Raw genomic sequence first — 24,080 nt, forward strand, 5'->3', positions numbered from 1 at the left:
AAATACAAATTTCCGATTATTGGCAACTGCAGTTTATTGATTAGGAGGCTCCCAATGAGCATCGAAATGATTGAAATCGAAGAATTCAACCAGGGCACACAGATCAAGGTGATCGGTGTCGGCGGCGGCGGCGGCAATGCCGTCGGGCACATGATCGAATGCGGCGTGCAAGGCGTCGAATTCATCTGCGCCAACACGGACGCGCAGGCGCTCAGCCGCGGCAGCGCCCACAAGACCATCCAGCTGGGCAGCAGCGGCCTGGGCGCGGGCAGCAAGCCCGACAAGGGCCGCGATGCGGCCGAGCTGGCGGCGGACGACATTCGCAGCGCGATTGACGGCGCGCACATGCTGTTCATCACCGCCGGCATGGGCGGCGGCACCGGCACCGGCGCTGCGCCCGTGATCGCGCGCATCGCCAAGGAGATGGGCATCCTGACGGTCGGCGTGGTGACCAAGCCCTTCGAATTCGAAGGCGGCCGCCGCATGACCAACGCCGACCTCGGCCTGGCCGAGCTCGAAGCCAATGTCGACTCGCTGATCGTGGTGCTGAACGAAAAGCTGCTCGAAGTGCTGGGCGACGACGTGACGCAGGACGAGGCTTTTGCGCATGCCAACGACGTGCTGAAAAACGCCGTGGGCGGCATTGCCGAAATCATCAACGTGCCCGGCCATGTGAACGTCGACTTTGAGGACGTGCGCACCGTGATGGGCGAGCCCGGCAAAGCCATGATGGGCACGGCCAAGGCCAACGGGCCGGACCGCGCGCGCATCGCCGCCGAGCAGGCCGTGGCCTGCCCGCTGCTCGAAGGCATCGACCTGTCGGGCGCCAAGGGCGTGCTGGTGCTGATCTCGGCGGCCAAGGGCTCGCTCAAGCTGAGCGAATCCAAGCTGGCGATGAATACCATCCGCGCTTATGCCTCGCCCGATGCGCACGTGATCTACGGCACGGCCTATGACGATGTGCTGGGCGATGAGATCCGCGTGACCGTGGTCGCGACGGGTTTGTCGCGCCAGGGCGTGCGCCGCCATGCGCCGCCGCTGCAGGTGCTGCGCACCGGTACCGACAACGTGCCTTTCAACGTACCTACGCTGAATACAACGGCCGGCGCCGGCGGTGCAACGCAGATGGGCGCGGGTTCGGCCCAGCCAGACTACGGCAATATGGCGGTACCTAGTGTTTGGCGTACCAATCGGACGCAGGCTGCGGCCAAGGTGGATGCGCTGGCTTCCGGCGGGATGGACGACTTCGAAATCCCGGCCTTTCTCCGCAAACAAGCCGATTAATCGCTTAATGGGTGTAAAGCTACTGCGCAACCCGATCTTGAGGCTGTGGTGCTCACCGTACCTGAGTACGGTTCCGCTCCTCGCCTCAACCTCGGGCTGCTCGCTACGCTTTCCATCCCATTAATCTCCGTTAAGGGGCACGCTTCGCTTCCCTTGCTTGCATTCGATTAATCGCCGTTGGGTAGTGGAGCGGGCGCGCGTCGCTGGGTTGCTGGTTTGCGCCCTAATTCACTCTGCCTATGCCCGGCATTGCTATCCCCTACCCTTGAAATGGCCTTGCGCCAACTAAAATAGAGCCCATGCTTGCCCAAAGAACCCTTAAATCCCTGACCAAAGCCGTGGGCGTGGGCCTGCACAGTGGACAGCGGGTGGAACTGACCTTGCGCCCCGCGGCGCCGGATACGGGCATTGTGTTTCGCCGGGTCGATTTGCCGCAACCGGTGGACATTCCTATCTCGGCGCAGGCGGTGACGGACACGCGGCTGGCGTCGACGATTTCCAGCGGCAGTGCCAAGGTGCACACGGTGGAGCATTTGATGTCGGCCTGTGCGGGCCTGGGCATCGACAACCTTTACGTCGACATCACGGCCGAGGAAGTGCCCATCCTGGATGGTTCGGCTTCGTCGTTTGTGTTCCTGCTGCAGTCGGCCGGCATCGAGCTGCAAGCCGCGCCCAAGCGCTTTATCCGCGTGATCAAGCCGGTGGAAGTGCGGGACGGCGAGGGTGCGAACACCAAGTGGGCGCGCCTGAGCCCCTATGAGGGTTACAAGCTCAGTTTTGAAATCGATTTCGACCACCCGGCGGTGGACTCCACCGGCCAGCGCGTGGAGTTCGACATGGGCTCGGGCGCTTACTCGCGCGACATCGCGCGGGCGCGCACCTTCGGCTTCACCAAGGACGTCGAAATGATGCGCGCCAACGGCCTGGCCCTGGGCGGCGGGCTGGACAACGCCATCGTGATGGACGACTACAAGGTGCTCAACAGCGACGGCCTGCGCTACAACGACGAGTTCGTGAAGCACAAGATCCTCGATGCCATGGGCGACCTGTATCTGCTGGGCAAGCCGCTGCTGGCCGCCTACAGCGCATTTCGCTCCGGCCATGCGATGAACAACAAGCTGCTGCGCGAGCTGCTGGCGCACAAGGACGCCTACGAAGTCGTCACCTTCGCGGACGAGAAAAAAGCGCCCCGGGGCTTTGCCACGCTGGCACGCGCCTGGTAGCTGCAGAACAGGGCATCTCCATGCTGCTGTTTCGCTGGCTCATCCTGCTGTTTTTGCTGGCCGCTGTGGTGGCCTTCATGTTTTACGCCGGCACCGGCCAAGCGCGTTACAAGCGCTTTGGCCTGATCATCCTCAAGTGGACGCTGATCTCCGCCTTCGGTTTCTTCGCGGTGCTGATTCTCGAGCGCGTGGCCTAACGGCCTTTCACATTCCCAGCCGCGTCAGCGGCTGCGTCCGCCGCGGTAATTCTTCGTCATGCCTGCACCCGTGCCGCCGGCTGCTTGCGCCAGCCGTGCCATGGCACTGCCCACGTGGGCGTGGGTGATTGCCAGGCCTAGCGCGTCGGCCGCATCCTTGCCGGGCAGCGAAGGCAGCTTGAGCAGTCGCATCACCATTTCCTGCACCTCGGCCTTGCCGGCCTTGCCGTAGCCGGCCACGGCTTTTTTGAGCTGCAGGGCCGTGTACTCGGCCACCGCCAGTTCGCGCGAGACCAGTGCTGTGATGCAGGCGCCGCGCGCCTGGCCCAGCAGCAGGGTCGCCTGCGGGTTGACGTTCACGAAGATGATTTCGACCGAGGCCGTGTCGGGCTGGTAACGCTCCACCACCTCGCACACGCCTTCGAACAGCACCTTTAGGCGGCCGGGAAGGTCGGCGCGCTCCAGGTGCGTGGTCTTGATGGTGCCGCTGGCGACATAGCGCAGGTGCGAGCCGTCCACGTCCACCACACCGAAGCCGGAGGTTTGCAGGCCGGGGTCTATGCCGAGGATGCGCATCGATGCTGCCCGGCCTCAGAGGCCGAAATACCAGCGGACCGAATGGAAGAAGATGGGCGCGCCGAAGCACAGCGCATCGACGCGGTCCAGCAGGCCGCTGGCGCCGGTCACGCCCACGCCGCGCTTGCCCCAGTTGGGAATGCCGCGGTCGCGCTTGAGCGCTTTCATCACCAGGTGGCCCAGCGAGCCGGAGACGCAGGCGATAAAGGCCATGGCCACGGCCTGCGCCGGCTTGAAGGGTGTCAGGCCCGCCAGCAGGCCGCCCAGCAGGCTGGCCGCCACGACGGCGATCAGCCAGCTGGTCCAGTTGAAGCTCTTGCTCACGTTGGGCGCGCTGGGCGGGCGCTTCAGCCTGCGGCCGACCACGTACTCCACGATCATGCAGCTTTGCACCACGAACACCAGGAAGAACACCAGGAAGGCGTTCTTGCCTTCATAGTTGGGAAACTTCAACAGCATCAGCGCGGGCACATGGCTGATGCCGTAGACGCAGACCATGATGCCCCATTGCAGCTTGGCATTGCGCTCCAGGAAGCGCTGCGGGTCGTCGGCCAGTGCGCTGACCACCGGAATCGCCAGGAACACGTAAACCGGGATGAACACGGTGATGAGGTCGAAGCGCTGCGCGATCACCAGCGCGAACTGCACCGGCAGCACTACAAAGAAAGCCAGCACCAGGCTGCGGTGGTCGCCCTGGCGCGTGGGCGAGAGCGTGATGAACTCGCGCAGCGCAAAAAAAGCGACCAGCCCGAACAGCACGGTGGCCACGGTTTCGCCCAGCGTCCAGCCTATCCAGAACACGGTGGACATCAACCAGGAGGTGCGCAGGACGCCGTTGAATTCCTTGAGCTTCTCGGTGTGCAGGTCGTCCTCGTGGGTGTCCCTGAGCGACATCACGAAGGCGGCGACACTGATGGCGGCCAGGATGCCGAAGACCAGCACGAACAGCAGGCCGACCTGGTGCGAAGGCGAAAGATTGCGCAGGAAAGTGTTCATCAGGACTCTCGCAGATCCATCACGGCCTGGCGCGCGCGGGCCAGGAATTCGCCGCGATCTTCACCGGCGCCCAGGGCGATGGGCGCGCCGAAGGTGACCGAGCACAGGATGGGCACCGGCACGACCTCGCCCTTGGGCATGACGCGCTGCACGTTGTTGATCCAGGCGGGCACCAGCACCACGCCGGGGAATTTGAGCGCCAGGTTGTAGAGGCCGGCCTTGAATTTCTGCGGCTCCTCGTGGTTGCCGCGCGTGCCTTCGGGGAACAGGATGATGGAGTCGCCGTTGGTCAGTGCCTCGATCAGCGGTTCCAGCGGGTCCTGGTCGCCGGTCTTGGCGCGGTCCACGTAAATCGCGTTGAACACCGCCGTGGTGATCCATTGCTTGAAGGGCGTCTTGGTCCAGTAATCTTTGGCCGCGATGGGCCGCGTGATGCTGCGCAGCTCTTCGGGCAGGGCCGCCCACATCAGCACCAGGTCGGCATGGCTCTGGTGGTTGGCGAAATAAATCCGCTGCTCGGCCTTGGGCGGGCAGCCCTGCCAGCGCGCCTGGGCGCCGGTCAGCGTGCGGATCAGGCCCAGCAGGAACAAGCCCATGAGCTTGGCCAGCACGGGAGAAAGCTTGTCATTCATGGGCCGCTTGCCTTTTTTGCCTCAAGGCAGTTCGACGCCGCCCATGCGGGCCGCGATGGTGCCGGCGCGCGAAGCTAGGTAGCCTGAGCCGGGCCGGGTTTCGAAATACTTGGGCCGCGGCAGCATCACGGCCAGGCGTGCGGCCTCATAGGCACCCAGCTTTGCCGCGGGCTTGCGGTAGTAATGCTGGGCCGCCGCCTCGGCGCCGAACACGCCTTCGCCCCATTCCACGTTGTTGAGGTAGATCTCCAGGATGCGCTCCTTGTTCAGCAGCGCTTCCAGCAGCAGTGTCAGCACCAGTTCCTGGCCCTTGCGCAGCAGCGTGCGCTCGCCCGACAGGAACAGGTTTTTGGCCAGCTGCTGCGTGATGGTGGAACCGCCCACGATCTTCACGGGCCTGGCCGCCGCTTTGGCGGGCGCCAGCCGGCTGGCCGACTGCGCGGCGCGCTGCTCGGCCTTGGCATTTTTGTCCCAGGCTCTTTCCAGCGCCTCCATGTCCACGCCGTCGTGCTCGGCAAAGCTGGCGTCCTCGGACGCGATGACCGCGCGCTTGAGGGTATCGGGCAGTTCGTCGTAGGGCACCCATTGCTGCCGCCATTTGAGGCTGCCGGTGTTACGCGCGACCAGGTAGGCCTCCGAGCGCTGGAAGGCGGTGGACTCCGGGTCGACCACGGCCATCACGGCGATGCGCGCCACAAAAAAGAGTTGCAGGGCCAAGCCGGCCAGCAGGCCCAGGCCGACCAGCCTGAACAGCGCTTTCATGCCAGCAGCGCCCGCATTTCCCGCAGCACCTGCGCGGAAGGGGGGCGTACCTTGCGCCACAGCTCGAAGGCCTCGGCGGCTTGCTCCACCAGCATGCCCAGGCCGTCGCGCGGCGTGGCGCCATTTTCCTGGGCCCAGGCCATGAAGCCGGCCGCGGCCGGGCCGTACATCATGTCGCAGGCCAGCGCGCCGGGTTTGAGCACACTGGCGGAGACCGGCACGCCGGTGCCCGCCAGGCTGCTCGCGCTGGCGTTGATGACCACGTCGAAAGCGCCTTGCAGCCCTTGCAGGTCTTCGGCCAGAAGTTCGGTTTTCTGGAGCAGGCCCTGCAGGGAGGCGTGCGCCTTGTGCCGCGCGACCAGCGCGTCGGCCTTGGTTCGCGTGCGGTTGACCAGCACCAGCCGGCGCGGCCCGGCGGCCAGCAGCGGCGCCAGCGCACCGGCGCCCGCGCCGCCCGCGCCTATCAGCAGCACGTCACGACCGGCCAGTGAAACGCCGGCGTTGTTCTGGATGTCGTTCACCAGGCCCACGCCATCGGTGTTGTCGGCGTGGACGGCGCCGCCTTGCAGCACCAGGGTGTTGGCGGCCTGTGCCAGCTGGGCCCGGTCGCTGCGCGTGGCGGCGGCGCCGAAGGCGTCGAGCTTGAAGGGAACGGTGACGTTGCAGCCCTTCACGCCATCACGCAGCAGCTGGGCCAGGGTGGCGGCGAAGGATTCCAGCGGCACCAGCAGGCGCTCGTAGCGCAGCGCCTGCCCGGTGAGTTCGGCAAAGCGCGCGTGGATCAGCGGCGACTTGCTGTGCGCGATCGGGTTGCCCAGGACGTAATACTGATCCATGACGCTTGTGCGGGCTTCAGCGGCTGGTGAGCTTGGTCTCTAGCGTGTCGTCGCGTGTGAACTTGAAGCGCGACACCACGACGATCTGGTCGGCCTTGCGGCGCATGGCATCGCTGAATTTTCCGAAGGGCCCGGTGCCGCGCACGATGCTTTGCGCGCGCCGGTCCAGCGTCAGGTTGCCCGAGGTTTGCACCACTTCCGTGTCCAGCACGGTGCCGTCGAAGTTGACGGTGACGATCATGGTGAGTTCGCCGTAGAGCTTTTTGCCGGCCTGCTCGGGGAAGTTCACGGTGCCCCGGTCTTCAATCCTGCGGCGCAGCTCGTCGTAATAAACGGCGTAGACCTCTTCGCGCGTGGCCGGGCTGATGTAGCGTTTTTTGGGCCGGGCGTTTTCTTCGTTGATGCGGCGCTCGATCTCGGCCAGGATCTTGACCAGCGCCTTGCGCTTTTCCTCGCGCTCGGCCTGGGCCGGGCTGTTGGCGGGCTGGGTCAGGTCGGGCGGCGGCATGGAGGCCAGCTGTTTTTTGATCTGCGCCAGCAATTGGGTCTGCTGCTCCTGCAGCGATTCGACCTTGCGCTGCGCGTCTTCCGTCGCGTCGCCGAGTTCCATCAGGGCCGAAGGCGGCAGGGGAGAGGTCGCCCGGCCTTTTTCGGCCTCGCCGCCGCCGGCCAGCGAGGCCTGGGCGATGGCCTTGGCGAAGTCGGGCTTCTCATTGGACTTGGCGTTGACCAGGATCACCTCGAGCGGGGTGTCCTGGAACACGCGGTTGAAGCGCTCGGGGTCGACAAAACGCACCGTCAGCAATACCACGTGAACGGCGATGGAGACGCCGAGGGCGATTTGCAGTGTGCTGGGGTTCTTCACAGAAAGAGATTATCGGTGTTTATGCGCGAAATACGGCGTCAACCGGCCACCGGAGCCGCGGCGGCGGCATCGGTTTGTGGCTCATTGACATCGACCGCGATCGAGATCGGGCCGGCGGCCATCTCGGTCTCGCCGTCGTCCTCGCCGAGCGGGTCGGGCGACTCGTCGAGTTCCACGTCCAGCCGCTCGGTGACCGTGCCCGACACGTCGAGCGTGATTTCGTCAATCTCGCCCAGCCGCACGCGCACTTTCGCGCCGCGCGGCAGGCCCTGCGCACCCACCGCCGGCAACACCAGCGGCAGCTCGTCGGCACGCACCAGGTTGTCCTTGAAGGCGGTGGCCGTCAGTTCGGTGATGCCGTTTTGCTGCAGGTATTTGAGCGTCCAGTAGCGCTCTATGCCGGCCTGGAAGCCGTTATAGGCGCTGTAGGCGGCGTCAAAACCCGAGATGATGGAGAACAGCTCGGCATCCTTGGGCTTGAAGGGCGCGGCCAGCGCGGCCGTGCGGCCGTGGCGCGCGCAGGCAATGATCTGCCACTGGTTGACCAGGTCGGTGTAACGGCGCAGCGGCGAGGTGCTCCAGGCATAACTTTTGACGCCCAGGCCCGCGTGCGGCAAGGCCTTGGTGCCCATGCGCACCTTGACGCCGGGCGCCAGGCTGGCCTGGCTGCGGTAGATGCCGGGCACGCCGTGCTCGGCCAGCCACTGGCCCCAGGTGCTGTTGGCCAAAATCATCGCTTCGGCCACGATCAGGTCCAGCGGCGCACCGCGCTGGCGCGTGCTGATGCTGACGGCCTCGTCGCCCTGGGGCTCGCCGCCCGTGGGGTTGTCGAGGCGGAAGTTGTAATCGGGCCGGTTGAAGTTCTCAGGCTTGCCGCGCGCGATTTCGCGCTGCGCCTTGAGGTGCCTGGCCAGCCGGTGCAGGAATGTCAGTTCCACACCCCAAGGCACGCCGGTGGGCAGGCTGCTTTGCGCGGCTTCAAAAAAGGCCTCGGTGAAGGTGCTGTCCAGTACGTCGTGGCGCAGGTTGCTGACGATGGGCACCTGCTCGAGCCGGGTGGCGCTTTCCTTGATCTCGAGCGTTGCTTCGTCGAGCGTGAGGTACAGCGACAGTGAGGGGCAATTGCGGCCTTCCTGCAGCGTGTAGCTTTTGACGATCTCGTCGGGCAGCATGGTCAGCTTGTAGCCGGGCATGTAGACGGTGGACAGCCGGGCGCGGCCCACGGTGTCAATCGGGCTGCCCGGCAGCACGGCCAGGCCGGGCGCGGCGATGTGTATGCCCAGGGTGACGGTGCCGCTACCCAGGCCTTGCACCGACAGCGCGTCGTCGATTTCGGTGGTGGCCGAGTCGTCGATGGAAAACGCCTTCACGTCGGCCAGCGGCAGTTCGTCCTTGACCTCGGGTGCCTGCAGCGCCGGAAAGCCCGTGCCCTTGGGGAAGTTCTCGAACAGGAAGCGCTTCCAGTGGAACTGGTAAGGCGAGGCGATGGCGCCGGCCTTTTGCAGCAAATCGAGCGGCGCGGTGTGCGTGGCGCGCGAGGCCTCGACCACGGCCTTGTATTCGGCGCTGTTCTTGTCGGGCTTGAACAGTATTTTGTAGAGCTGCTCGCGCACCGGCGCCGGGCATTCGCGGCGGCCCAATTCTTCGGCCCATGCGGTGATCTGCGCCGCCACCTGCTTTTTCTTCTCGATAGCGGCCAGTGCCTGCTGCAAAATTTCCGCGGGCGCCTTCTTGAAGCGGCCCTTGCCGGCGCGGCGGAAGTAATGCGGCGCGTCGTAGAGGCGGAACAGCGCGGCGGCCTGTTGCTCCAGCGTGGCGGGTTTGCCGTCGGCGCTGAAATAGTCGCGGGCCAGGTCGGCAAAGCCGAATTCGCCTTCGCCGGCGAATTCCCAGGCCAGGTCCAACTCAATGTCGTTGCTCAGTTTCTGCCCGGCGGCCATCAGCTCGGCGGGCGCGGGCTTCTCGAATTTCAGCAGGGCGTTGACGCCCTTGACCTTGACGCGCTTGCCCGAGTCGAGCTCCACCTGCAGCGAGGCATCGCTCTCGGACAAAATGCGGCCGGCCAGAAACTTGCCGGCTTCTTCAAACAATACAAACAAAACGGGATCCCTTTGGTGTCTTTGATGACGTGGGGCTAGTGTAATCAGGCCATGTTGGGGGAATGTTTTCAGGCCAGCGCCAGGAAATCGAGGATTTCCGGCACATGCGTGTCAAAGTCGCTCAGCGCATGGTCGCCGCCTTCGAGGATTCGCAGGTGTGCGCCTGCATAGCGGCCCGCCATTTCGCGCCAGTCCAGCACCTCGTCGCCCTTGGCGATGATGGTCAGGTAGTTTTCAGGCGCCTGGAGCGGCCCCACGTGCTGCGCCTTGAGTTCGTCGACAAAACGCGGCTCAAAGAAAAAATGCTCGTCCGGGTTGTGCCAGGCGGTCTGCTCGCCGATGTAGCGGGCCAGGTCGCGCGCCGGCTCCACCGCCGGGTTGAGCAGCACGGCTTTGCAGCCGGTGCGCTCGGCCACGGCGGTGGCATAAAAACCGCCCAGCGAGGAGCCGACCACGGCCAGGCTTTGGTAACCGGCTTCAAGCGGCCAGCGAGCGATTTCGTCCATCACCCCGCGCAGCGCGGCCTCGGGCGACGGCGGCAATTGCGGGCACCACCAGTGCACCGCCGGGTGGCGTTGCGTCACGATGGCCGCCATTTTTTGGGCTTTCATGGACTGCGGCGAGGAACGAAAGCCGTGCAGGTAGAGCAGGTGGGTGGTTCGCATGCCGCCATGGTAGACGGGAGTCCACGGTCTTTGGGCCCGGGCCGCGGGCCCTGGCGGATAATCCCCGGCATGTCAGCCGTTTTCGACAAACCCTCTCTTTACCAGCGAACTTTGCCCCTGCTGCAGGGTTTTGACGGCCTGCTGGCGTTTGCCGTCTTCCTGCTGGCCTGCGCGGGCCTGCTGATCATGTATTCCTCGGGCTACGACCACGGCAGCCGCTTTGTGGACCACGGCCGCAACATGCTGATCGCCGGGGCCATCATGTTCGTGGTGGCGCAGGTGCCGCCGCAGCGCCTGATGGCCTTTGCCGTGCCGCTGTATATCGCGGGCGTAAGCCTGCTGGTGGCCGTCGCGATTTTCGGCCTGACCAAAAAAGGCGCCAGGCGCTGGCTCAATGTGGGCGTGGTGATCCAGCCCAGCGAAATCCTCAAGATCGCCATGCCGCTGATGCTGGCCTGGTGGTTCCAGAAGCGCGAGGGCCAGCTGCGCCCGCTGGACTTCGTGGCCGCCGTGCTGCTGCTGGCCATGCCGGTGGGCCTGATCATGAAACAGCCCGACCTGGGCACCTCGCTGCTGGTGTTGGCCGCAGGCCTGGCGGTGATCTTTTTCGCGGGCCTGAGCTGGAAGCTGATCCTGCCGCCCGTGCTGCTGGGCCTGGTCGGCGTGTTCCTGGTGGTGTGGTTCGAGCCGCAGATCTGTGCCGACGGCGTGCGCTGGCCAATCCTGCACGACTACCAGCAGCAGCGCATCTGCACTTTGCTGGACCCGTCGCGCGACCCGCTGGGCAAAGGCTTTCACATCATCCAGGGCATGATCGCCATCGGTTCGGGCGGCATCACTGGCAAAGGCTTCATGGCCGGCACGCAGACGCACCTGGAATTCATTCCCGAGCGCACCACCGACTTCATCTTCGCCGCCTATTCCGAAGAATTCGGACTGCTGGGCAACCTGCTGCTGATCGCCGGCTTCATCTTCCTGATCCTGCGCGGGCTGGCCATCGCGCTGGAGGCCTCGACCCTGTTCGCGCGCCTGTTGGCGGGGGCGCTGACCATGATTTTTTTCACCTACGCCTTCGTCAACATGGGCATGGTCAGCGGCATCCTGCCGGTGGTGGGCGTGCCGCTGCCCTTCATCAGCTACGGCGGCACGGCCATGGTCACGCTGGGCCTGGCCATAGGCATGCTGATGTCGATCGCCAAGGCCAAGCGCCTGGTGCAGACCTGAGAGGCCGGCTGCTTTGAACGCCCGCATCGTGACCGTGATCGGGGTGGGCAATATGGGCGGCGGCATGGCGGCCAACCTGCTGGGCAAAGGCTGGGACGTCCGCGTTTGCGACGTCGATGCGGCCAAGGTCGCGGCCATGGCGCAACTGGGCGCCACGGCCATTGCCCATCCCGCCGATGCCGCGGCGGAATCCCAGGCTTTTATCGTCTGCGTGGTCGATGCGGCGCAAACCGAAGACGTGCTGTTTGGCGAGCGCGGCCTGGCCGGCATGCTGCGGCCCGGCCATGCCGTGATGCTGTGCCCGACGATCGCACCGCAAGACGTCGAATCCTTCGCCGCCCGGCTGGCCGAGCGCGGCGTGCACACGCTGGATGCGCCCATGTCGGGCGGGCCGGCCCGGGCGCGCGACGGCTCCATGAGCCTGATGCTGGCCTGCGAACAGGCTGTGCAGGAACAGCAGGCCGGCTTGCTGCGGGACTTGTCGGCCAAGGTGTTCCACATCAGCGAAAAGCCCGGCGACGGCGCCCGCACCAAGCTGGTCAACAACCTGCTGGCGGGCATCAACCTCGTGGGCGCGGCCGAGGCGCTGGCGCTGGCCGGCCGCCTGGGGCTGGACCTGGCGAAAACCCTGGACGTGATCGAGCAGTCCAGCGGGCAGAGCTGGATAGGCTCGGACCGCATGCGCCGGGCGATTGCCGGTGACTATGCACCGCGCGCCCATGTGACGCTGCTGGAAAAAGACACGCGGCTGGCCGTGGCGGCGGCCCGCGCGGCCGGTTTCGACGGCCCGCTGGGCGAACGCGCCAGCCGGGTCTTCGCCGAGGCCCACCAGGCCGGGCTGGCGGCGGAGGACGACGCCGCGCTGTTCAAGCATCTGGACAGCAAGGGCGGCTGAGCGGGCTTTTCGGGACTGTTTCACCACGGTTGCGGGCAAAACCCCGCTGCCCCGCCGCAAAGGCAGACTGCCTACAATGGCCGTATGACCTCACTTCGCTCCACCACCGCCTCCGCCCCCAACAAGTCCACGGCCTCATCGTCCGCCCGGCCGACGGTGGAGTCGACCTCGGGGCGCCTGGAGATCGCGCAAAAACTGCTGCTGGCGCCTTTCGGCCTCACGCAGGCGCATTTGAGCCGCGCGCTCGGTGAAATCACCTCGCACGGCGCCGACGACGCCGACCTCTATTTCCAGTACACCCGCAGCGAAGGCTGGAGCCTGGAAGAAGGCATCGTGAAGACCGGCTCCTTCAGCATCGACCAGGGCGTGGGCGTGCGCGCCGTGAGCGGCGAGAAAACCGCTTTTGCCTATTCCGACGACATTTCCGAAGCCTCGCTGCTCGACGCGGCACGCACTGTGCGCAGCATTTCCGCCGGCGGCAAGAGCGCCCGCGCCAAGACGCCGGCCGGCCGCATCGCCGGCAGCCGCTCGCTCTACCAGGGACTGGACCCCATCGCCACGCTGGACAGCACCGCCAAGGTCCAGCTGCTCGAGAAAGTGGAAAAGCTCGCCAAGGCCAAGGATCCGCGCATCGTGCAGGTCATGGCCGGGCTGGCCAGCGAATACGACGTGGTGATGGTGGCGCGCGCCGACGGCACGCTGGCCGCCGACGTACGCCCGCTGGTGCGCCTGAGCGTGACCGTGATCGCCGAGCAAAAAGGCCGGCGCGAAGTCGGCTCGGGCGGCGGCGGCGGGCGTTTCGGCCTGGCCTATTTTGACGACGCGCAGATCGCCGAATACGTGAACGACGCGGTAAAAGCCGCCCTGACCAACCTCGACGCGCGTCCCGCGCCGGCCGGCGAGATGACGGTGGTGCTGGGCTCGGGCTGGCCCGGCATCCTGCTGCACGAAGCCATAGGCCACGGCCTGGAAGGCGACTTCAACCGCAAGGGTTCCAGCGCGTTTTCCGGCAAGATCGGCCAGCGTGTGGCGGCCAAGGGCGTCACGGTGCTGGACGACGGCACCATCGCCGACCGCCGCGGCTCGCTCAATGTCGACGATGAAGGCAACGCCAGCCAGCGCAACGTGCTGATCGAAGACGGCATCTTGAAGGGCTACATCCAGGATTCGCTGAATGCCCGCCTGATGAAGGTCAAGCCCACCGGCAACGGCCGGCGCGAAAGCTACGCCCACGTGCCCATGCCGCGCATGACCAACACCTACATGCTGGGCGGCGACAAGCAGCCCGAGGAAATCGTGGCCAGCATCAAGAAGGGCCTGTACGCCACCAACTTCGGCGGCGGCCAGGTCGACATCACTTCGGGCAAATTCGTATTTTCGGCCAGCGAAGCCTTCTGGGTCGAAAACGGCAAGATCCTCTACCCCGTCAAGGGCGCGACGATCGTCGGCAACGGCCCCGACGCGCTGACCCGCGTCACCATGATGGGCAACGACATGGCGCTCGATAGCGGCGTGGGCACCTGCGGCAAGGAAGGCCAGAGCGTGCCGGTGGGCGTCGGCCAGCCGACCCTGCGCATCGACGGCCTGACCGTCGGCGGAACGGCCTGAAACGGGCCGGTTCTGGGCTTTTCCCGGGCTTTTTGAGACCTGTGCTACATTCCACCTTATGAATTCCGCCAAGTTTTACTTTGGTTACTTTTGGTTCTCGAGCGCTTCCGGCGGTAGAGAGATCATGGCGTGACCCGATAAAACGCACCGACTCTCCAAAAAACCGCCGGCTCCCCGGCGGTTTTTTTTTGCCCGTTTTGTTTGCTGAATGTTTGTACTGAAACCTGAATTGCCTGACTGACACCTAGAAAAGGAAGACTGCGATGAATGCCAAAGCCACCTCCGCCAGCGACAACTGGTATGCGACCGTCGAAAAAACCAGCCAGACCGACGACGAACGCATCAAGGACATCACCGTGCTACCCCCTCCCGAGCATCTCATCCGCTTCTTCCCCATCCGCGGCACCGCCGTCGAGACGCTGATCAGCAAGACCCGCAAGAGCATCCACAACATCATCCAGGGCAAGGACGACCGCCTGCTGGTCGTCGTCGGCCCCTGTTCCATCCACGATCCCATGGCGGCGTTGGACTATGCCCGCAAGCTGGTCGAGCAGCGCAAGAAGTACGAAGGCACGCTGGAAATCGTGATGCGCGTCTACTTCGAAAAGCCGCGCACCACGGTTGGCTGGAAGGGCCTGATCAACGACCCCTACCTCGATGAGACCTTCCGCATCGACGAAGGCCTGCGCATCGCGCGCCAGCTTTTGATCGACATCAACCGTCTGGGCCTGCCTGCCGGCAGCGAGTTCCTGGACGTGATCTCGCCGCAGTACATCGGCGACCTGATCTCCTGGGGCGCGATCGGCGCGCGCACCACCGAAAGCCAGGTGCACCGCGAACTGGCCTCGGGCCTGTCGGCGCCCATAGGCTTCAAGAATGGCACGGACGGCAACATCCGCATCGCCACCGACGCCATCCAGGCGGCGGCGCGCGGCCACCATTTCCTGTCGGTGCACAAAAACGGCCAGGTCGCGATCGTGCAGACCAACGGCAACAAGGATTGCCACGTGATCCTGCGCGGCGGCAAGGCGCCCAATTACGACGCGGCCAGCGTCGCGGCGGCCTGCAAGGAGTTGGAAGCCTCGAAGCTGCCGGCCACGTTGATGGTGGACTGCAGCCACGCCAACAGCTCCAAGCAGCACGAAAAGCAGGTCGAGGTGGCGCGCGACATCGCGGGCCAGGTGGCCGGCGGCTCGCGCCACGTGTTCGGCCTGATGGTGGAAAGCCACCTCACTGCCGGCGCGCAGAAGTTCACCCCAGGCAAGGACGACTCGAAAGCGCTGGAATACGGCAAAAGCATCACCGATGCCTGCCTGGGCTGGAACGATTCACTGGACGTGCTGGAAATCCTGTCGGCCGCTGTGCTCAAGCGCCGCACGGCGAAGTAAAGCTGCTTGCGGGTTTGTGCGAATAGCCGCCACACCCGCAAGTCGCCGACCATGGGCACCTGATCAGGAGCACATCATCATCATGCGCAGCGAAGTCAGTGTGAGCTTCAAGGACAGCCCGCCCGTGCGGCTGGACCTCAACGAAGTGCAGCCCATGCCGCACGACGTGGCACGCTGGTGGCTGGACGACCAGTTCACGCAGATGGGCTGCGAGCCGTTGCGGCCCACCGGCAAGCTGCTGACCGCCGACAAGGTCGTGGTGGTGGCCCAGGCCGCCGGGCCGGCGAAGTTCGCCGAGGCCAAATGGGCGCAGGAGTTTGCCCGCGCGACCAGCGCGGCGCTGGCCAAGCCGGTCGTGCACATCGACGTGGCCGCTCTCACCATCAGCTACTAATTAGATAGAGCTCGGCGCTCAGGCCTTGAGCGCCTCCAGCAATTTGGCGTGAATCCCGCCAAAGCCCCCGTTGCTCATGCACAGCAAATGGTCGCCAGGCCGGGCCGCCGCCTTGACCTGGTCGAGGAGCTGGTCAATGGTGCCGGCGACCTGGGCGCGTTCGCCCATGGGCGCCAGCGCGGCGCGCGCGTCCCAGTCCAGCCCGCCGGCGTGGCAGAAGGCCAGGTCGGCCTGCTCCAGGCTCCAGGGCAGCTGGGCCGTCATGGCGCCCAGCTTCATGGTGTTGCTGCGCGGCTCGAAGATGGCGAGTATGCGTTCGGCGCCCCGGCCGGCGCTTTGCAGCTGGCGGCGCAGGCCGTCCACCGTCGTGTGGATGGCGGTGGGGTGGTGGGCGAAGTCGTCATAGACGGTGATGTCGCCACCTTTGCGCGGGATCACGCCGCGCACTTCCATGCGGCGCTTCACGTTCTGGAATTCCGCCAGCGCCAGTGCCGCAGCCTCGGGCGCCACGCCCACATGCTCGGCTGCGGCGATGGCGGCCAGGGCATTGAGCTGGTTGTGCACGCCGCTGATGCCCCATTTCACATGGGCCACGGCCTCGCCGGCCTTGAGCACGTGGAAGTCATGCGGCTCGCCATGGGCCGTGAAGCCGGCTTTGTTCAGCAGGCCGTTGCCGAAGAGCAACTGCTCACTCCAGCAGCCCTGGGCCAGCACGCGCTGCAGGCTGGCCTCGGCCGCGTTGACGACCACGCGGCCCTGCGAAGGCACGGTGCGCACCAGGTGGTGGAACTGCCGTTCGATGGCCGCAAGGTCATCAAAAATGTCGGCGTGGTCGAACTCAAGGTTGTTCAGCACGGCGGTGCGTGGCCGGTAGTGCACAAACTTGCTGCGTTTGTCGAAAAACGCAGTGTCGTACTCGTCGGCCTCGATCACAAAGGTGTTGCCCTCACCGAGACGGGCCGAGACACCGAAATTGAGCGGCACGCCGCCGACCAGGAAACCCGGCTTCAGCCCGGCATGCTCGAGGATCCAGGCCAGCATGGCCGTGGTGGTGGTCTTGCCGTGCGTGCCGGCCACGGCCAGCACGTGGCGCGGGCCGGTTGCGTGGTGCGTGGGGTGGTGCAGAACATGGCCCGATAGCCATTGCGGGCCGCTGGTATACGGCTTGCCGCTGTTCAAGATAGCTTCCATCAGCGGGTATTTGGGCGTTCCATCGGCCAGCCGGGCGCGCGAGATCACGTTGCCGACCACAAACACGTCGGGCTCGAAGGCCATCTGGTCGGCGCCGTAGCCCTCGATCAGCTCAATCCCCAGGCCGCGCAGCTGGTCGCTCATGGGCGGGTAGACGCCGGTGTCGCAACCCGTGACTTTGTGCCCCGCCTCCCGCGCCAGGGCGGCCAGGCCGCCCATGAAGGTGCCGCAGATTCCCAGAATATGTATGTGCATGGGCCTGTATTCTAGGCAGGGCTTTTTGCCGGCCCGGTGCCGCCGGGCCGTTGGCTGCGGCGGGCGGTGAACTTTAGGGCCAAGCGGGCCCCTAACCGGGGCACAATTGCTTCGCCGTCTTCGTATCTCTTCTGGCCTCCTGGGCCTGCCGACCGTGATCCCACACACCCTCAAATCCGAAATCGCCGCTACAGCCGCCGCAATGGTGGTCGAAGAAGGACTCGAATACGGCCCCGCCAAACGCCGCGCCGTCAAACAGATGGCGCTGCCGGCGCGCACCGAACTGCCCGGCAACGATGAACTCGAAGACGCGGTGCGCGAATACATCGCGCTTTTCTGCGCCGACACCCAGCCGACTGAGCTGGCCGCCCTGCGCGAGCTGGCCCTGGTCTGGATGGAGCGCCTGGCGCAATTCCGGCCTTACCTGGGCGGCGCGGTGTGGCATGGCACGGCGACACGGCTGTCCGACATCTACATCCAGCTTTTCTGCGATGACCCCAAATCGGCTGAAATCGCGCTGATTGAGCACAATGTGGACTACGAGCCGCGCACCGTGACCGGCTTCACCGGCGACAGCGTGGAGGCGCTCAGCTTGCGAAGTGTGTGCAAACCTTTGAATGAGACGGTGGGTGTGCACCTGATGGTCTACGACCATGACGACTTGCGCGGCGCCCTCAAACCCGACGCCAAGGGCCGCACGCCACGGGGCGACCTCGCCGCCGTGCAAAAATTATTGATTTCCCAAGCCGGAGCTTCAGACACGTGAATCGCAGAAACATGCTTTATGGCGGCGCCGCCGCCATCGCCGGGATTGCCGGCGCCACCATGGCTTGGTGGAAATTCCAGCCGCACCAGGTGGACGCCAGCCCGGCTGGGGCGGGTGTCGTCGGCACGGCGGGCGGCGCATCCGACGCCTTCTGGAGCCTGAACTTCGACACGCCCGACGGCAAGAACCTGTCCATGAGCAGCTTCCGCGGCAAGCTCTTGCTGGTGAATTTCTGGGCCACCTGGTGCCCGCCCTGTGTCGAGGAATTGCCGCTATTGGATTATTTCTACCAGGAAAATCGCGATAAAAACCTGCAAATAGTCGGTTTGGCCGTCGACCAGCCGAGCGCGGTGCGGACCTGGCTGCAAAGCAAGCCCCTGCATTTTCCGGTCGGCATGGCCGGCCTGGGCGGGACGGAACTCAGCAAATCGCTGGGCAACATCGCCGGCAGCCTGCCCTTCACGGCGGTGTTCAGCGCGTCGGGCGAACTGCTGCATCGCAAGATCGGCAAGGTCCTGCCTGAAGACCTGGCGCAGTGGGCCAAGCTCACCTAGCGGCCTGTTACGGCTTTCGCCGCGAAACCCTTGTTAACCTGCGGTAACAAGCTTCTAACAGCAATATCTGGGCCCCATCCAGGGAAGTGAATCCAGCCGCCGGACGGTTTGGAATGGCCTCCGGCTTGATGTACACTCTGCGCTTTCCCGGGGAAAGCCCACTTGGCCGCTCCCCGCAGTAATTAACTGATAAGCGCTTTAAAGCGTAAAAGCAGAAAGTAAGTGAAAAAAGAAGGAAGATCGGTGGCCGCGTCAAGTGCGCCCTGTTTCCGGCCTTTCAGTCAAAAGCTGCGCCGAGATCCCGCGCCAGCATCTACCGTCGTTGGAGAGAACCCATGGATTTAAGAAAACTCAAAACCCTGATCGACCTTGTCTCGGAGTCCAACGTCTCCGAACTGGAGATCACCGAAGCCGAAGGCAAGGTTCGTATCGTCAAATCCAGCGGCGCCCCCGTCGTGATGCAGCAGCCCGTTGCCATGGTAGCAGCTCCCGCGGCGGCCCCGGCCGCCGGTGCGCCGGCCGCTCCCGCCGCCGATGCGGCGCCCGCAGCCCCGGCCGGCCATGCCGTCAAGTCGCCCATGGTGGGCACCTTTTACCGCTCGGCCAGCCCCGGCGCCAAGCCTTTTGTCGAACTCGGCAGTGTGGTCAAGGAAGGCGAAACCATCTGCATCATCGAGGCCATGAAGATCCTCAACGAGATCGAAGCCGACAAGTCGGGCACGGTCACCAAGATCCTTTCGGAAAACGGCCAGGCTGTCGAATACGGCCAACCCCTCTTCATCATTGAATAAGCGGGGCTGAGCGCCTCCTTTTCAAACCAGGCTTACCGACGCATGTTCAAGAAAATACTGATCGCCAACCGCGGGGAGATCGCTTTGCGCATCCAGCGCGCCTGCCGCGAGCTCGGCGTGAAGGCCGTGATGGTCTATTCCGAGGCCGACCGCGAAGCCAAATACATCAAGCTGGCGGACGAATCGGTCTGCATAGGCCCGGCGCCCTCCAAAGACAGCTACCTCAACATGCCCGCCATCATCTCGGCGGCCGAGGTGACGGATGCCGAAGCCATCCACCCCGGCTACGGCTTCCTGAGCGAAAACGCTGACTTCGCTGAACGGGTGGAGAAAAGCGGCTTCAAATTCATCGGCCCCTCGCCCGAATCCATCCGCATCATGGGCGACAAGGTTTCGGCCAAGCAGACCATGATCAAGGCCGGCGTACCCTGCGTGCCCGGCTCCGAGGGCGCCTTGCCTGACGACCCGGTCGTCATCAAGCGCACCGCCAAGCAGGTCGGCTACCCCGTCATCATCAAGGCGGCGGGCGGCGGCGGTGGGCGCGGCATGCGCGTGGTGCACACCGAGGCGGCCCTGCTGCATGCGGTGCAAACCACCAAAGCAGAGGCCGGCGCGGCCTTCGGCAATCCCGAGGTCTACATGGAGAAGTTCCTGCAGAATCCGCGGCACATCGAAATCCAGATCCTGGCCGACCAGCACAAGAACGCGGTCTGGCTGGGCGAGCGCGACTGCTCCATGCAGCGCCGCCACCAGAAAGTCATTGAAGAAGCGCCGGCGCCCGGCATTCCGCGCAAGCTGATCGAGCGCATCGGCGAGCGCTGCGTCGCGGCCGTCAAGAAGATAGGCTACCGCGGCGCGGGCACCTTCGAGTTCCTCTACGAAAACGGCGAGTTCTACTTTATCGAGATGAACACCCGCGTGCAGGTGGAGCATCCGGTCACCGAGTGGATCACCGGCGTGGACATCGTGCGCACCCAGATCATGGTGGCGGCCGGCGAAAAACTGCCGTTCGCCCAGCGCGACATCGAACTCAAGGGCCATTCCATCGAATGCCGCATCAATGCGGAAGACCCCTACAAGTTCGTTCCCTCGCCGGGGCGCATCACGACCTGGCACACCCCCGGCGGGCCGGGCGTGCGCGTGGATTCGCACATTTACGCCAACTATTTCGTGCCCCCCAACTACGACTCCATGATCGGCAAGATCATCGTGCACGGCGACACGCGCGAGCAGGCCCTGGCCCGCATGAGCACGGCGCTGGCCGAAACCGTGGTTGAAGGCATCAACACCAACATCCCGCTGCACCGCGAACTGATGGTGGACGCCAAGTTCATGGACGGCGGCACGAACATCCACTATCTAGAAGAGTGGTTGTCGAAACGTGAGCGCTGAGCACTTCCCGGGCGCGCGATGAGTTTGTTCGAACTGGTCCTTCTGGCCCCCGTCGATGAGGTGGAAACCCTCAGCGAGGCGCTGGACGCGCTCGATGCGCTCAGCGTGTCGGTGGAAGACGCCGACGCCCAGACACCGGCCGAACAGGCGCTGTTCGGCGAACCGGACATGCCGCCGCCCAAGGCGGGCTGGGAACGCTCTCGCATCGTTTCATTATTTGCCACCGAAGCCCTGGCGCGTGACGCGGCCGGCGTGCTGGCAGCCCAGGATTTTTTCGCGGGCTGCCGCGTGGTCGCCATCCAGCCCGTGCCCGAGCAAGACTGGGTGCGCCTGACGCAGTCGCAGTTCGAGCCGGTGGACATCACGCCCGAATTCTGGATCGTGCCGACCTGGCATGAACCGCCCGCCGAGGCCAAACAGGTGATTCGCCTGGACCCGGGCCTGGCTTTCGGAACGGGAACGCACCCGACCACACGCATGTGCCTGCGCTGGATCGCAAGCAGGGCCGGCCAGGACCTGGGGCGCGTCCTCGACTATGGTTGCGGCTCGGGCATCCTGGCCATTGGCGCGGCGAAGTTCGGCGCAACCGACATCGACGCCGTCGACATTGATCCGGCCGCCGTCGAATCGACGCGCGCCAATGCCGAGGCCAACCATGTGGCGCTCAATGCCGGCTTGCCCGAAAGAGCCTTGGGCCAGTACCGCACCGTGCTGGCCAATATCCTGGCCACGCCGCTCAAGGTGCTGGCGCCGCTGCTGTGCGCGCACGTCGAGAAAGGCGGTCACCTGGTGCTCGCCGGCATCCTGGAGCGCCAGGCCGACGAGCTCAAGGAAGCCTACGCTCCTTATTGCCAGCTCAGCGTGCATGACACGCAAGAGGGCTGGATCCTGATGACCGCCCGCTTCTGAGCCGGCACCGGCCGTCGCGTATGGCGGTTTCCGGGCCGTCGGCGGCAGGCGCCACCCCTACAATACAGCGCTAAATGAGCCTGATTACGCGCTGCCCCGCCTGCGGCACGATGTTCAAAGTCGTGACCGACCAACTCAAAGTCTCACAAGGCTGGGTGCGATGCGGGCATTGCGCTGAAGTGTTCGATGCGTCGGCCCATCTGTTGCCGCGCGACATGTCCTCGCTGACCGCTCCCGCAGCCGCGCTGCTCGACTCGGTGGCCGATACGACCGCCGCGCCCCTTCCGGTGTTTGACGCGCCGACCCAGCCCCAAAGCCTGCCCGAGGCCGATCCACCGGTGGCGCCGTCCCGGCAGGAATGGGCACCGGCCCGCTCGTTTGCCGACAGGGCACCGCTCAGGCCTTCCAGCCCCGGCTGGGAAGATGCCCAGGACAGCGCCGCCGATTTTGATCCCGTGCGCTGGAAGCAGGCTCAGCAGGAACGCCAACACGACCCGCTGGAGCTGCCCGCCGAATCACTGCCCGACGCGCCGCTGCCGCGCCAGTCCGCCGTGGTGCGCGAGGAGGCCATCGAGGACGATTCCAGCTTCGCCTATTCGGACGTGGATTCCGGCATGCCGGGACGGCCCGTGGAACACGACGTGTCTTTTGTGCGGGAAGCGCGGCGCAAGGCCTTCTGGCGAAAGCCGCTGACGCGCTGGTCGCTGGCCCTGCTCTCCTTGCTGCTGCTGGCCACACTGGTGGCGCAATGGGCGGTCCAGCAAAGGAATACGCTGGCCGCGCTGGAGCCGGGGCTGTTGCCGGCGCTGCAGGCGCTGTGCGGCCCGCTGCACTGTGAGGTCCGCCCGCCGCGCCACGTCGAGGCGCTGGTCATCGACAGCTCCAGCTTCAACCGGATAGGCCCCGACGCCTACCGCCTGAGCTTCACGCTCAAGAATACCGGCGTGACGGTGCTGGAAATGCCCTCGCTGGAAGTGACCCTGACCGATACCCAGGACCAGGCCGTAGTGCGCCGCGTCCTGGCGCCGGCGCAGTTCGGCGCCAAGGCCGCGACGCTGGCGGCGCAGTCCGAACTGGCGGGCCTGGTCATCATGAAAGTCACGGGTGATGCTCCCGCGTCGTCCCCTTCCTCCGCTTCGTCCTCTCCTTCCGCGCCCGCAACCCTGCGGGTGGCGGGCTACCGTGTCCTGGTTTTTTATCCCTGATTGAAACGAGAAAATCAATGTCCGCTGTTATCTGTGGTTCCCTGGCGTTTGACACCATCATGAGCTTTGAGGGGCGCTTTTCCGAGCAGATCCTGCCCGACCAGCTGCACATCCTCAATGTGTCTTTCCTGGTGCCGGCGCTGCGCCGCGAATTCGGCGGCTGCGCCGGCAACATCGCCTACAGCCTGCGGCAGCTGGGCGGCACCGCCCTGCCGATGGCGACGGTCGGCAGCGACGGCGCAGAGTATGTGGAGCGCATGAATACCCTGGGCATCAGCACTGAGTTCGTGCGCCAGGTCGGCGACACCTACACCGCGCAGGCCATGATCATGACCGACCGCGACAACAACCAGATCACGGCGTTTCACCCCGGCGCGATGATGCAGGCCCACGTGACGCGCATCGCGGCGCGCGGCGACATCAAGCTGGGCATCATCTCGCCCGACGGGCGCGACGCCATGCTGCAGCATGCCGAGCAGTTCAAGGCGGCCGGCATCCCCTTTGTGTTTGACCCGGGCCAGGGCCTGCCCATGTTCGACGGCAAGGAACTCTCGCATTTCGTCGAGCTGGCCACCTGGGTCACGGTCAACGACTACGAAGCCAAAATGCTCTGCGACCGCACCGGCCTGTCCTGCGCTGAATTGTCCCGGCGCGTGCAGGGCCTGGTGGTGACGCTGGGCGCCGAAGGCTGCGAAGTCTGGATTGACGGCGAGAAAACCCTGGTGCCGCCCGTGAAGGCCGAGGCCGTGGTGGACCCGACCGGCTGCGGCGACGCCTTTCGCGGGGCGCTGCTGTTCGGCCTGGAGCAGGGCTGGCCGCTGGCGCGTTGCGCCGCGCTGGGCAATCGGGTCGGTGCACTGAAGATCGCGACGCGCGGCGGCCAGAACTACACGCTGACGGCCGCCCAGATCGCGGGCTGAACCTCGCCTCTTCTCATCAACCAGGCGAGCCATCCTCGCCCGCCGCTTTCACCAAGACATCCCACGCGGCCCGGCCGACCGCCGCGGCGCTCACGCGCAACTGCTTGCGCCGGGAGGTCTCTCCGCGCGCCAATGTGACCGCCTGCTGTGGAATGCCCAGGCTGACGGCCAGCCATTTCACAAGCGCCTGGTTGGCCTTGCCGTCCACGGGAGGCGCCTGCAGCCGCAGGCGCAGTGCCTGCCGGCCGGTTTCGCCGTGCAGGCCCGCAGCCTGGGTTCTGGCGGCATTTGGCATCACGTGCACGTCGACCAGCACGTCGCCATTCTTTTCCGTCCGCAGAAAAGCAAGGTCAGGCGGTGGCGTGGGCGAGGTCATGGCGGTCTTGGATGAGCAGGGGCAGGCAATCGGGTGGAGGAGGGAGTGGGCCGGGCATGAAAAAAGCCCGACATCTT

General features: G+C 65.3%; 25 protein-coding genes. 15 read left to right on the top strand and 10 right to left on the bottom strand.

From position 1 onward, the window contains the following. Positions 1 to 54: 54 nt before the first annotated feature. The 3 genes from ftsZ (at position 55) to AC1D0O_RS07870 (ending at position 2,704) form a co-directional block, all read left to right on the top strand. Entirely contained in the window at positions 55 to 1,284 is a 1,230-nt protein-coding gene (ftsZ, locus tag AC1D0O_RS07860) for a cell division protein FtsZ (protein ID WP_477652985.1), read from the top strand. Positions 1,285 to 1,583: 299 nt separating this feature from the next. After that, on the top strand, positions 1,584 to 2,507 hold the full coding sequence (lpxC, locus tag AC1D0O_RS07865; protein WP_477652986.1) for a UDP-3-O-acyl-N-acetylglucosamine deacetylase: 924 nt from the start codon (positions 1,584 to 1,586) through the stop codon (positions 2,505 to 2,507). Between the two features lie 20 nt (positions 2,508 to 2,527). Beyond that, positions 2,528 to 2,704 (top strand): hypothetical protein, encoded by a 177-nt coding sequence (locus AC1D0O_RS07870; RefSeq protein ID WP_477652987.1) that lies wholly within the window; start codon positions 2,528 to 2,530, stop codon positions 2,702 to 2,704. 24 nt (positions 2,705 to 2,728) lie between these two features. Here the strand turns inward: AC1D0O_RS07870 and ruvC are convergent, their stop codons facing one another. From ruvC to AC1D0O_RS07910, 8 genes are all read right to left on the bottom strand, one after another. Further along, complete coding sequence (gene ruvC / locus AC1D0O_RS07875; RefSeq protein WP_477652988.1) at positions 2,729 to 3,280, bottom strand: crossover junction endodeoxyribonuclease RuvC; 552 nt, start codon at positions 3,278 to 3,280, stop codon at positions 2,729 to 2,731. A 15-nt stretch (positions 3,281 to 3,295) separates the two neighbouring features. Then, on the bottom strand, positions 3,296 to 4,276 hold the full coding sequence (locus AC1D0O_RS07880) for a phosphatidate cytidylyltransferase (protein ID WP_477652989.1): 981 nt from the start codon (positions 4,274 to 4,276) through the stop codon (positions 3,296 to 3,298). Further along, entirely contained in the window at positions 4,276 to 4,908 is a 633-nt protein-coding gene (locus AC1D0O_RS07885) for a lysophospholipid acyltransferase family protein (protein ID WP_477652990.1), read from the bottom strand. Before AC1D0O_RS07885 ends, AC1D0O_RS07880 begins: the two co-directional genes overlap by 1 nt. 21 nt (positions 4,909 to 4,929) lie before the next feature. Beyond that, complete coding sequence (mtgA, locus tag AC1D0O_RS07890) at positions 4,930 to 5,670, bottom strand: monofunctional biosynthetic peptidoglycan transglycosylase (protein ID WP_477652991.1); 741 nt, start codon at positions 5,668 to 5,670, stop codon at positions 4,930 to 4,932. Next, a complete protein-coding gene (gene aroE / locus AC1D0O_RS07895) occupies positions 5,667 to 6,506 on the bottom strand; it encodes a shikimate dehydrogenase (protein ID WP_477652992.1) in 840 nt (279 codons plus the stop codon). Before aroE ends, mtgA begins: the two co-directional genes overlap by 4 nt. A 16-nt stretch (positions 6,507 to 6,522) precedes the next feature. Beyond that, a complete protein-coding gene (locus AC1D0O_RS07900; RefSeq protein WP_477652993.1) occupies positions 6,523 to 7,371 on the bottom strand; it encodes a TonB family protein in 849 nt (282 codons plus the stop codon). Positions 7,372 to 7,409: 38 nt separating this feature from the next. Then, entirely contained in the window at positions 7,410 to 9,470 is a 2,061-nt protein-coding gene (locus tag AC1D0O_RS07905) for a ribonuclease catalytic domain-containing protein (protein WP_477652994.1), read from the bottom strand. 68 nt (positions 9,471 to 9,538) lie between these two features. Next, on the bottom strand, positions 9,539 to 10,135 hold the full coding sequence (locus AC1D0O_RS07910; protein WP_477652995.1) for a YqiA/YcfP family alpha/beta fold hydrolase: 597 nt from the start codon (positions 10,133 to 10,135) through the stop codon (positions 9,539 to 9,541). Between the two features lie 69 nt (positions 10,136 to 10,204). On the opposite strand from AC1D0O_RS07910, the gene rodA reads away from it, so the two are divergent. From rodA to AC1D0O_RS07935, 5 genes are all read left to right on the top strand, one after another. Continuing rightward, positions 10,205 to 11,359 (top strand): rod shape-determining protein RodA, encoded by a 1,155-nt coding sequence (gene rodA, locus AC1D0O_RS07915; RefSeq protein WP_477652997.1) that lies wholly within the window; start codon positions 10,205 to 10,207, stop codon positions 11,357 to 11,359. A gap of 13 nt (positions 11,360 to 11,372) precedes the next feature. Continuing rightward, positions 11,373 to 12,254 carry an NAD(P)-dependent oxidoreductase gene (locus AC1D0O_RS07920; RefSeq protein ID WP_477652998.1) on the top strand — a complete coding sequence of 294 codons (882 nt, stop codon included), beginning with the start codon at positions 11,373 to 11,375 and terminating at the stop codon, positions 12,252 to 12,254. An 84-nt stretch (positions 12,255 to 12,338) separates the two neighbouring features. Next, positions 12,339 to 13,862 carry a metalloprotease TldD gene (gene tldD, locus AC1D0O_RS07925; protein WP_477652999.1) on the top strand — a complete coding sequence of 508 codons (1,524 nt, stop codon included), beginning with the start codon at positions 12,339 to 12,341 and terminating at the stop codon, positions 13,860 to 13,862. 263 nt (positions 13,863 to 14,125) lie between these two features. Beyond that, positions 14,126 to 15,250 carry a 3-deoxy-7-phosphoheptulonate synthase gene (locus AC1D0O_RS07930; protein WP_477653000.1) on the top strand — a complete coding sequence of 375 codons (1,125 nt, stop codon included), beginning with the start codon at positions 14,126 to 14,128 and terminating at the stop codon, positions 15,248 to 15,250. Between the two features lie 82 nt (positions 15,251 to 15,332). After that, on the top strand, positions 15,333 to 15,644 hold the full coding sequence (locus tag AC1D0O_RS07935) for a hypothetical protein (RefSeq protein WP_477653001.1): 312 nt from the start codon (positions 15,333 to 15,335) through the stop codon (positions 15,642 to 15,644). 18 nt (positions 15,645 to 15,662) lie between these two features. Here AC1D0O_RS07935 and mpl read toward each other — a convergent pair whose 3' ends face one another. Then, positions 15,663 to 17,090 carry a UDP-N-acetylmuramate:L-alanyl-gamma-D-glutamyl-meso-diaminopimelate ligase gene (gene mpl / locus AC1D0O_RS07940; RefSeq protein ID WP_477653002.1) on the bottom strand — a complete coding sequence of 476 codons (1,428 nt, stop codon included), beginning with the start codon at positions 17,088 to 17,090 and terminating at the stop codon, positions 15,663 to 15,665. A gap of 202 nt (positions 17,091 to 17,292) precedes the next feature. On the opposite strand from mpl, the gene AC1D0O_RS07945 reads away from it, so the two are divergent. The 7 genes from AC1D0O_RS07945 to AC1D0O_RS07975 all read left to right on the top strand — a co-directional run bounded on the left by AC1D0O_RS07945 (position 17,293) and on the right by AC1D0O_RS07975 (position 23,627). After that, positions 17,293 to 17,856, top strand: a complete 564-nt coding sequence (locus AC1D0O_RS07945; RefSeq protein ID WP_477653308.1) for a hypothetical protein — start codon at positions 17,293 to 17,295, stop codon at positions 17,854 to 17,856. After that, on the top strand, positions 17,853 to 18,410 hold the full coding sequence (locus tag AC1D0O_RS07950; protein ID WP_477653003.1) for a TlpA disulfide reductase family protein: 558 nt from the start codon (positions 17,853 to 17,855) through the stop codon (positions 18,408 to 18,410). The genes AC1D0O_RS07945 and AC1D0O_RS07950 overlap by 4 nt, the downstream gene beginning before the upstream one ends. Positions 18,411 to 18,745: 335 nt before the next feature. Continuing rightward, entirely contained in the window at positions 18,746 to 19,201 is a 456-nt protein-coding gene (accB, locus tag AC1D0O_RS07955; RefSeq protein WP_477653004.1) for an acetyl-CoA carboxylase biotin carboxyl carrier protein, read from the top strand. A gap of 42 nt (positions 19,202 to 19,243) precedes the next feature. Then, complete coding sequence (gene accC, locus AC1D0O_RS07960; RefSeq protein WP_411877990.1) at positions 19,244 to 20,593, top strand: acetyl-CoA carboxylase biotin carboxylase subunit; 1,350 nt, start codon at positions 19,244 to 19,246, stop codon at positions 20,591 to 20,593. 24 nt (positions 20,594 to 20,617) lie between these two features. Beyond that, a complete protein-coding gene (gene prmA, locus AC1D0O_RS07965; RefSeq protein WP_477653309.1) occupies positions 20,618 to 21,502 on the top strand; it encodes a 50S ribosomal protein L11 methyltransferase in 885 nt (294 codons plus the stop codon). A 74-nt stretch (positions 21,503 to 21,576) separates the two neighbouring features. Beyond that, complete coding sequence (locus AC1D0O_RS07970; protein ID WP_477653005.1) at positions 21,577 to 22,707, top strand: DUF3426 domain-containing protein; 1,131 nt, start codon at positions 21,577 to 21,579, stop codon at positions 22,705 to 22,707. A 17-nt stretch (positions 22,708 to 22,724) separates the two neighbouring features. After that, on the top strand, positions 22,725 to 23,627 hold the full coding sequence (locus tag AC1D0O_RS07975) for a carbohydrate kinase family protein (RefSeq protein WP_477653006.1): 903 nt from the start codon (positions 22,725 to 22,727) through the stop codon (positions 23,625 to 23,627). A gap of 16 nt (positions 23,628 to 23,643) precedes the next feature. Here AC1D0O_RS07975 and AC1D0O_RS07980 read toward each other — a convergent pair whose 3' ends face one another. Continuing rightward, on the bottom strand, positions 23,644 to 24,003 hold the full coding sequence (locus AC1D0O_RS07980) for a DUF167 domain-containing protein (protein ID WP_477653007.1): 360 nt from the start codon (positions 24,001 to 24,003) through the stop codon (positions 23,644 to 23,646). Between the last annotated feature and the right edge of the window lie 77 nt (positions 24,004 to 24,080).

The sequence above is a fragment of the Polaromonas sp. P1_F2 genome (assembly GCF_056405735.1).

Coding starts and splice junctions, on each gene's coding strand:
- ftsZ (WP_477652985.1), top strand. CDS start 55: ATGAGCATCGAAATGATTGAAATCGAAGAATTCAACCAGGGCACACAG.
- lpxC (WP_477652986.1), top strand. CDS start 1,584: ATGCTTGCCCAAAGAACCCTTAAATCCCTGACCAAAGCCGTGGGCGTG.
- AC1D0O_RS07870 (WP_477652987.1), top strand. CDS start 2,528: ATGCTGCTGTTTCGCTGGCTCATCCTGCTGTTTTTGCTGGCCGCTGTG.
- ruvC (WP_477652988.1), bottom strand. CDS start 3,280: ATGCGCATCCTCGGCATAGACCCCGGCCTGCAAACCTCCGGCTTCGGT.
- AC1D0O_RS07880 (WP_477652989.1), bottom strand. CDS start 4,276: ATGAACACTTTCCTGCGCAATCTTTCGCCTTCGCACCAGGTCGGCCTG.
- AC1D0O_RS07885 (WP_477652990.1), bottom strand. CDS start 4,908: ATGAATGACAAGCTTTCTCCCGTGCTGGCCAAGCTCATGGGCTTGTTC.
- mtgA (WP_477652991.1), bottom strand. CDS start 5,670: ATGAAAGCGCTGTTCAGGCTGGTCGGCCTGGGCCTGCTGGCCGGCTTG.
- aroE (WP_477652992.1), bottom strand. CDS start 6,506: ATGGATCAGTATTACGTCCTGGGCAACCCGATCGCGCACAGCAAGTCG.
- AC1D0O_RS07910 (WP_477652995.1), bottom strand. CDS start 10,135: ATGCGAACCACCCACCTGCTCTACCTGCACGGCTTTCGTTCCTCGCCG.
- rodA (WP_477652997.1), top strand. CDS start 10,205: ATGTCAGCCGTTTTCGACAAACCCTCTCTTTACCAGCGAACTTTGCCC.
- tldD (WP_477652999.1), top strand. CDS start 12,339: ATGACCTCACTTCGCTCCACCACCGCCTCCGCCCCCAACAAGTCCACG.
- AC1D0O_RS07930 (WP_477653000.1), top strand. CDS start 14,126: ATGAATGCCAAAGCCACCTCCGCCAGCGACAACTGGTATGCGACCGTC.
- AC1D0O_RS07935 (WP_477653001.1), top strand. CDS start 15,333: ATGCGCAGCGAAGTCAGTGTGAGCTTCAAGGACAGCCCGCCCGTGCGG.
- mpl (WP_477653002.1), bottom strand. CDS start 17,090: ATGCACATACATATTCTGGGAATCTGCGGCACCTTCATGGGCGGCCTG.
- AC1D0O_RS07945 (WP_477653308.1), top strand. CDS start 17,293: ATGGTGGTCGAAGAAGGACTCGAATACGGCCCCGCCAAACGCCGCGCC.
- accB (WP_477653004.1), top strand. CDS start 18,746: ATGGATTTAAGAAAACTCAAAACCCTGATCGACCTTGTCTCGGAGTCC.
- accC (WP_411877990.1), top strand. CDS start 19,244: ATGTTCAAGAAAATACTGATCGCCAACCGCGGGGAGATCGCTTTGCGC.
- AC1D0O_RS07970 (WP_477653005.1), top strand. CDS start 21,577: ATGAGCCTGATTACGCGCTGCCCCGCCTGCGGCACGATGTTCAAAGTC.
- AC1D0O_RS07975 (WP_477653006.1), top strand. CDS start 22,725: ATGTCCGCTGTTATCTGTGGTTCCCTGGCGTTTGACACCATCATGAGC.
- AC1D0O_RS07980 (WP_477653007.1), bottom strand. CDS start 24,003: ATGACCTCGCCCACGCCACCGCCTGACCTTGCTTTTCTGCGGACGGAA.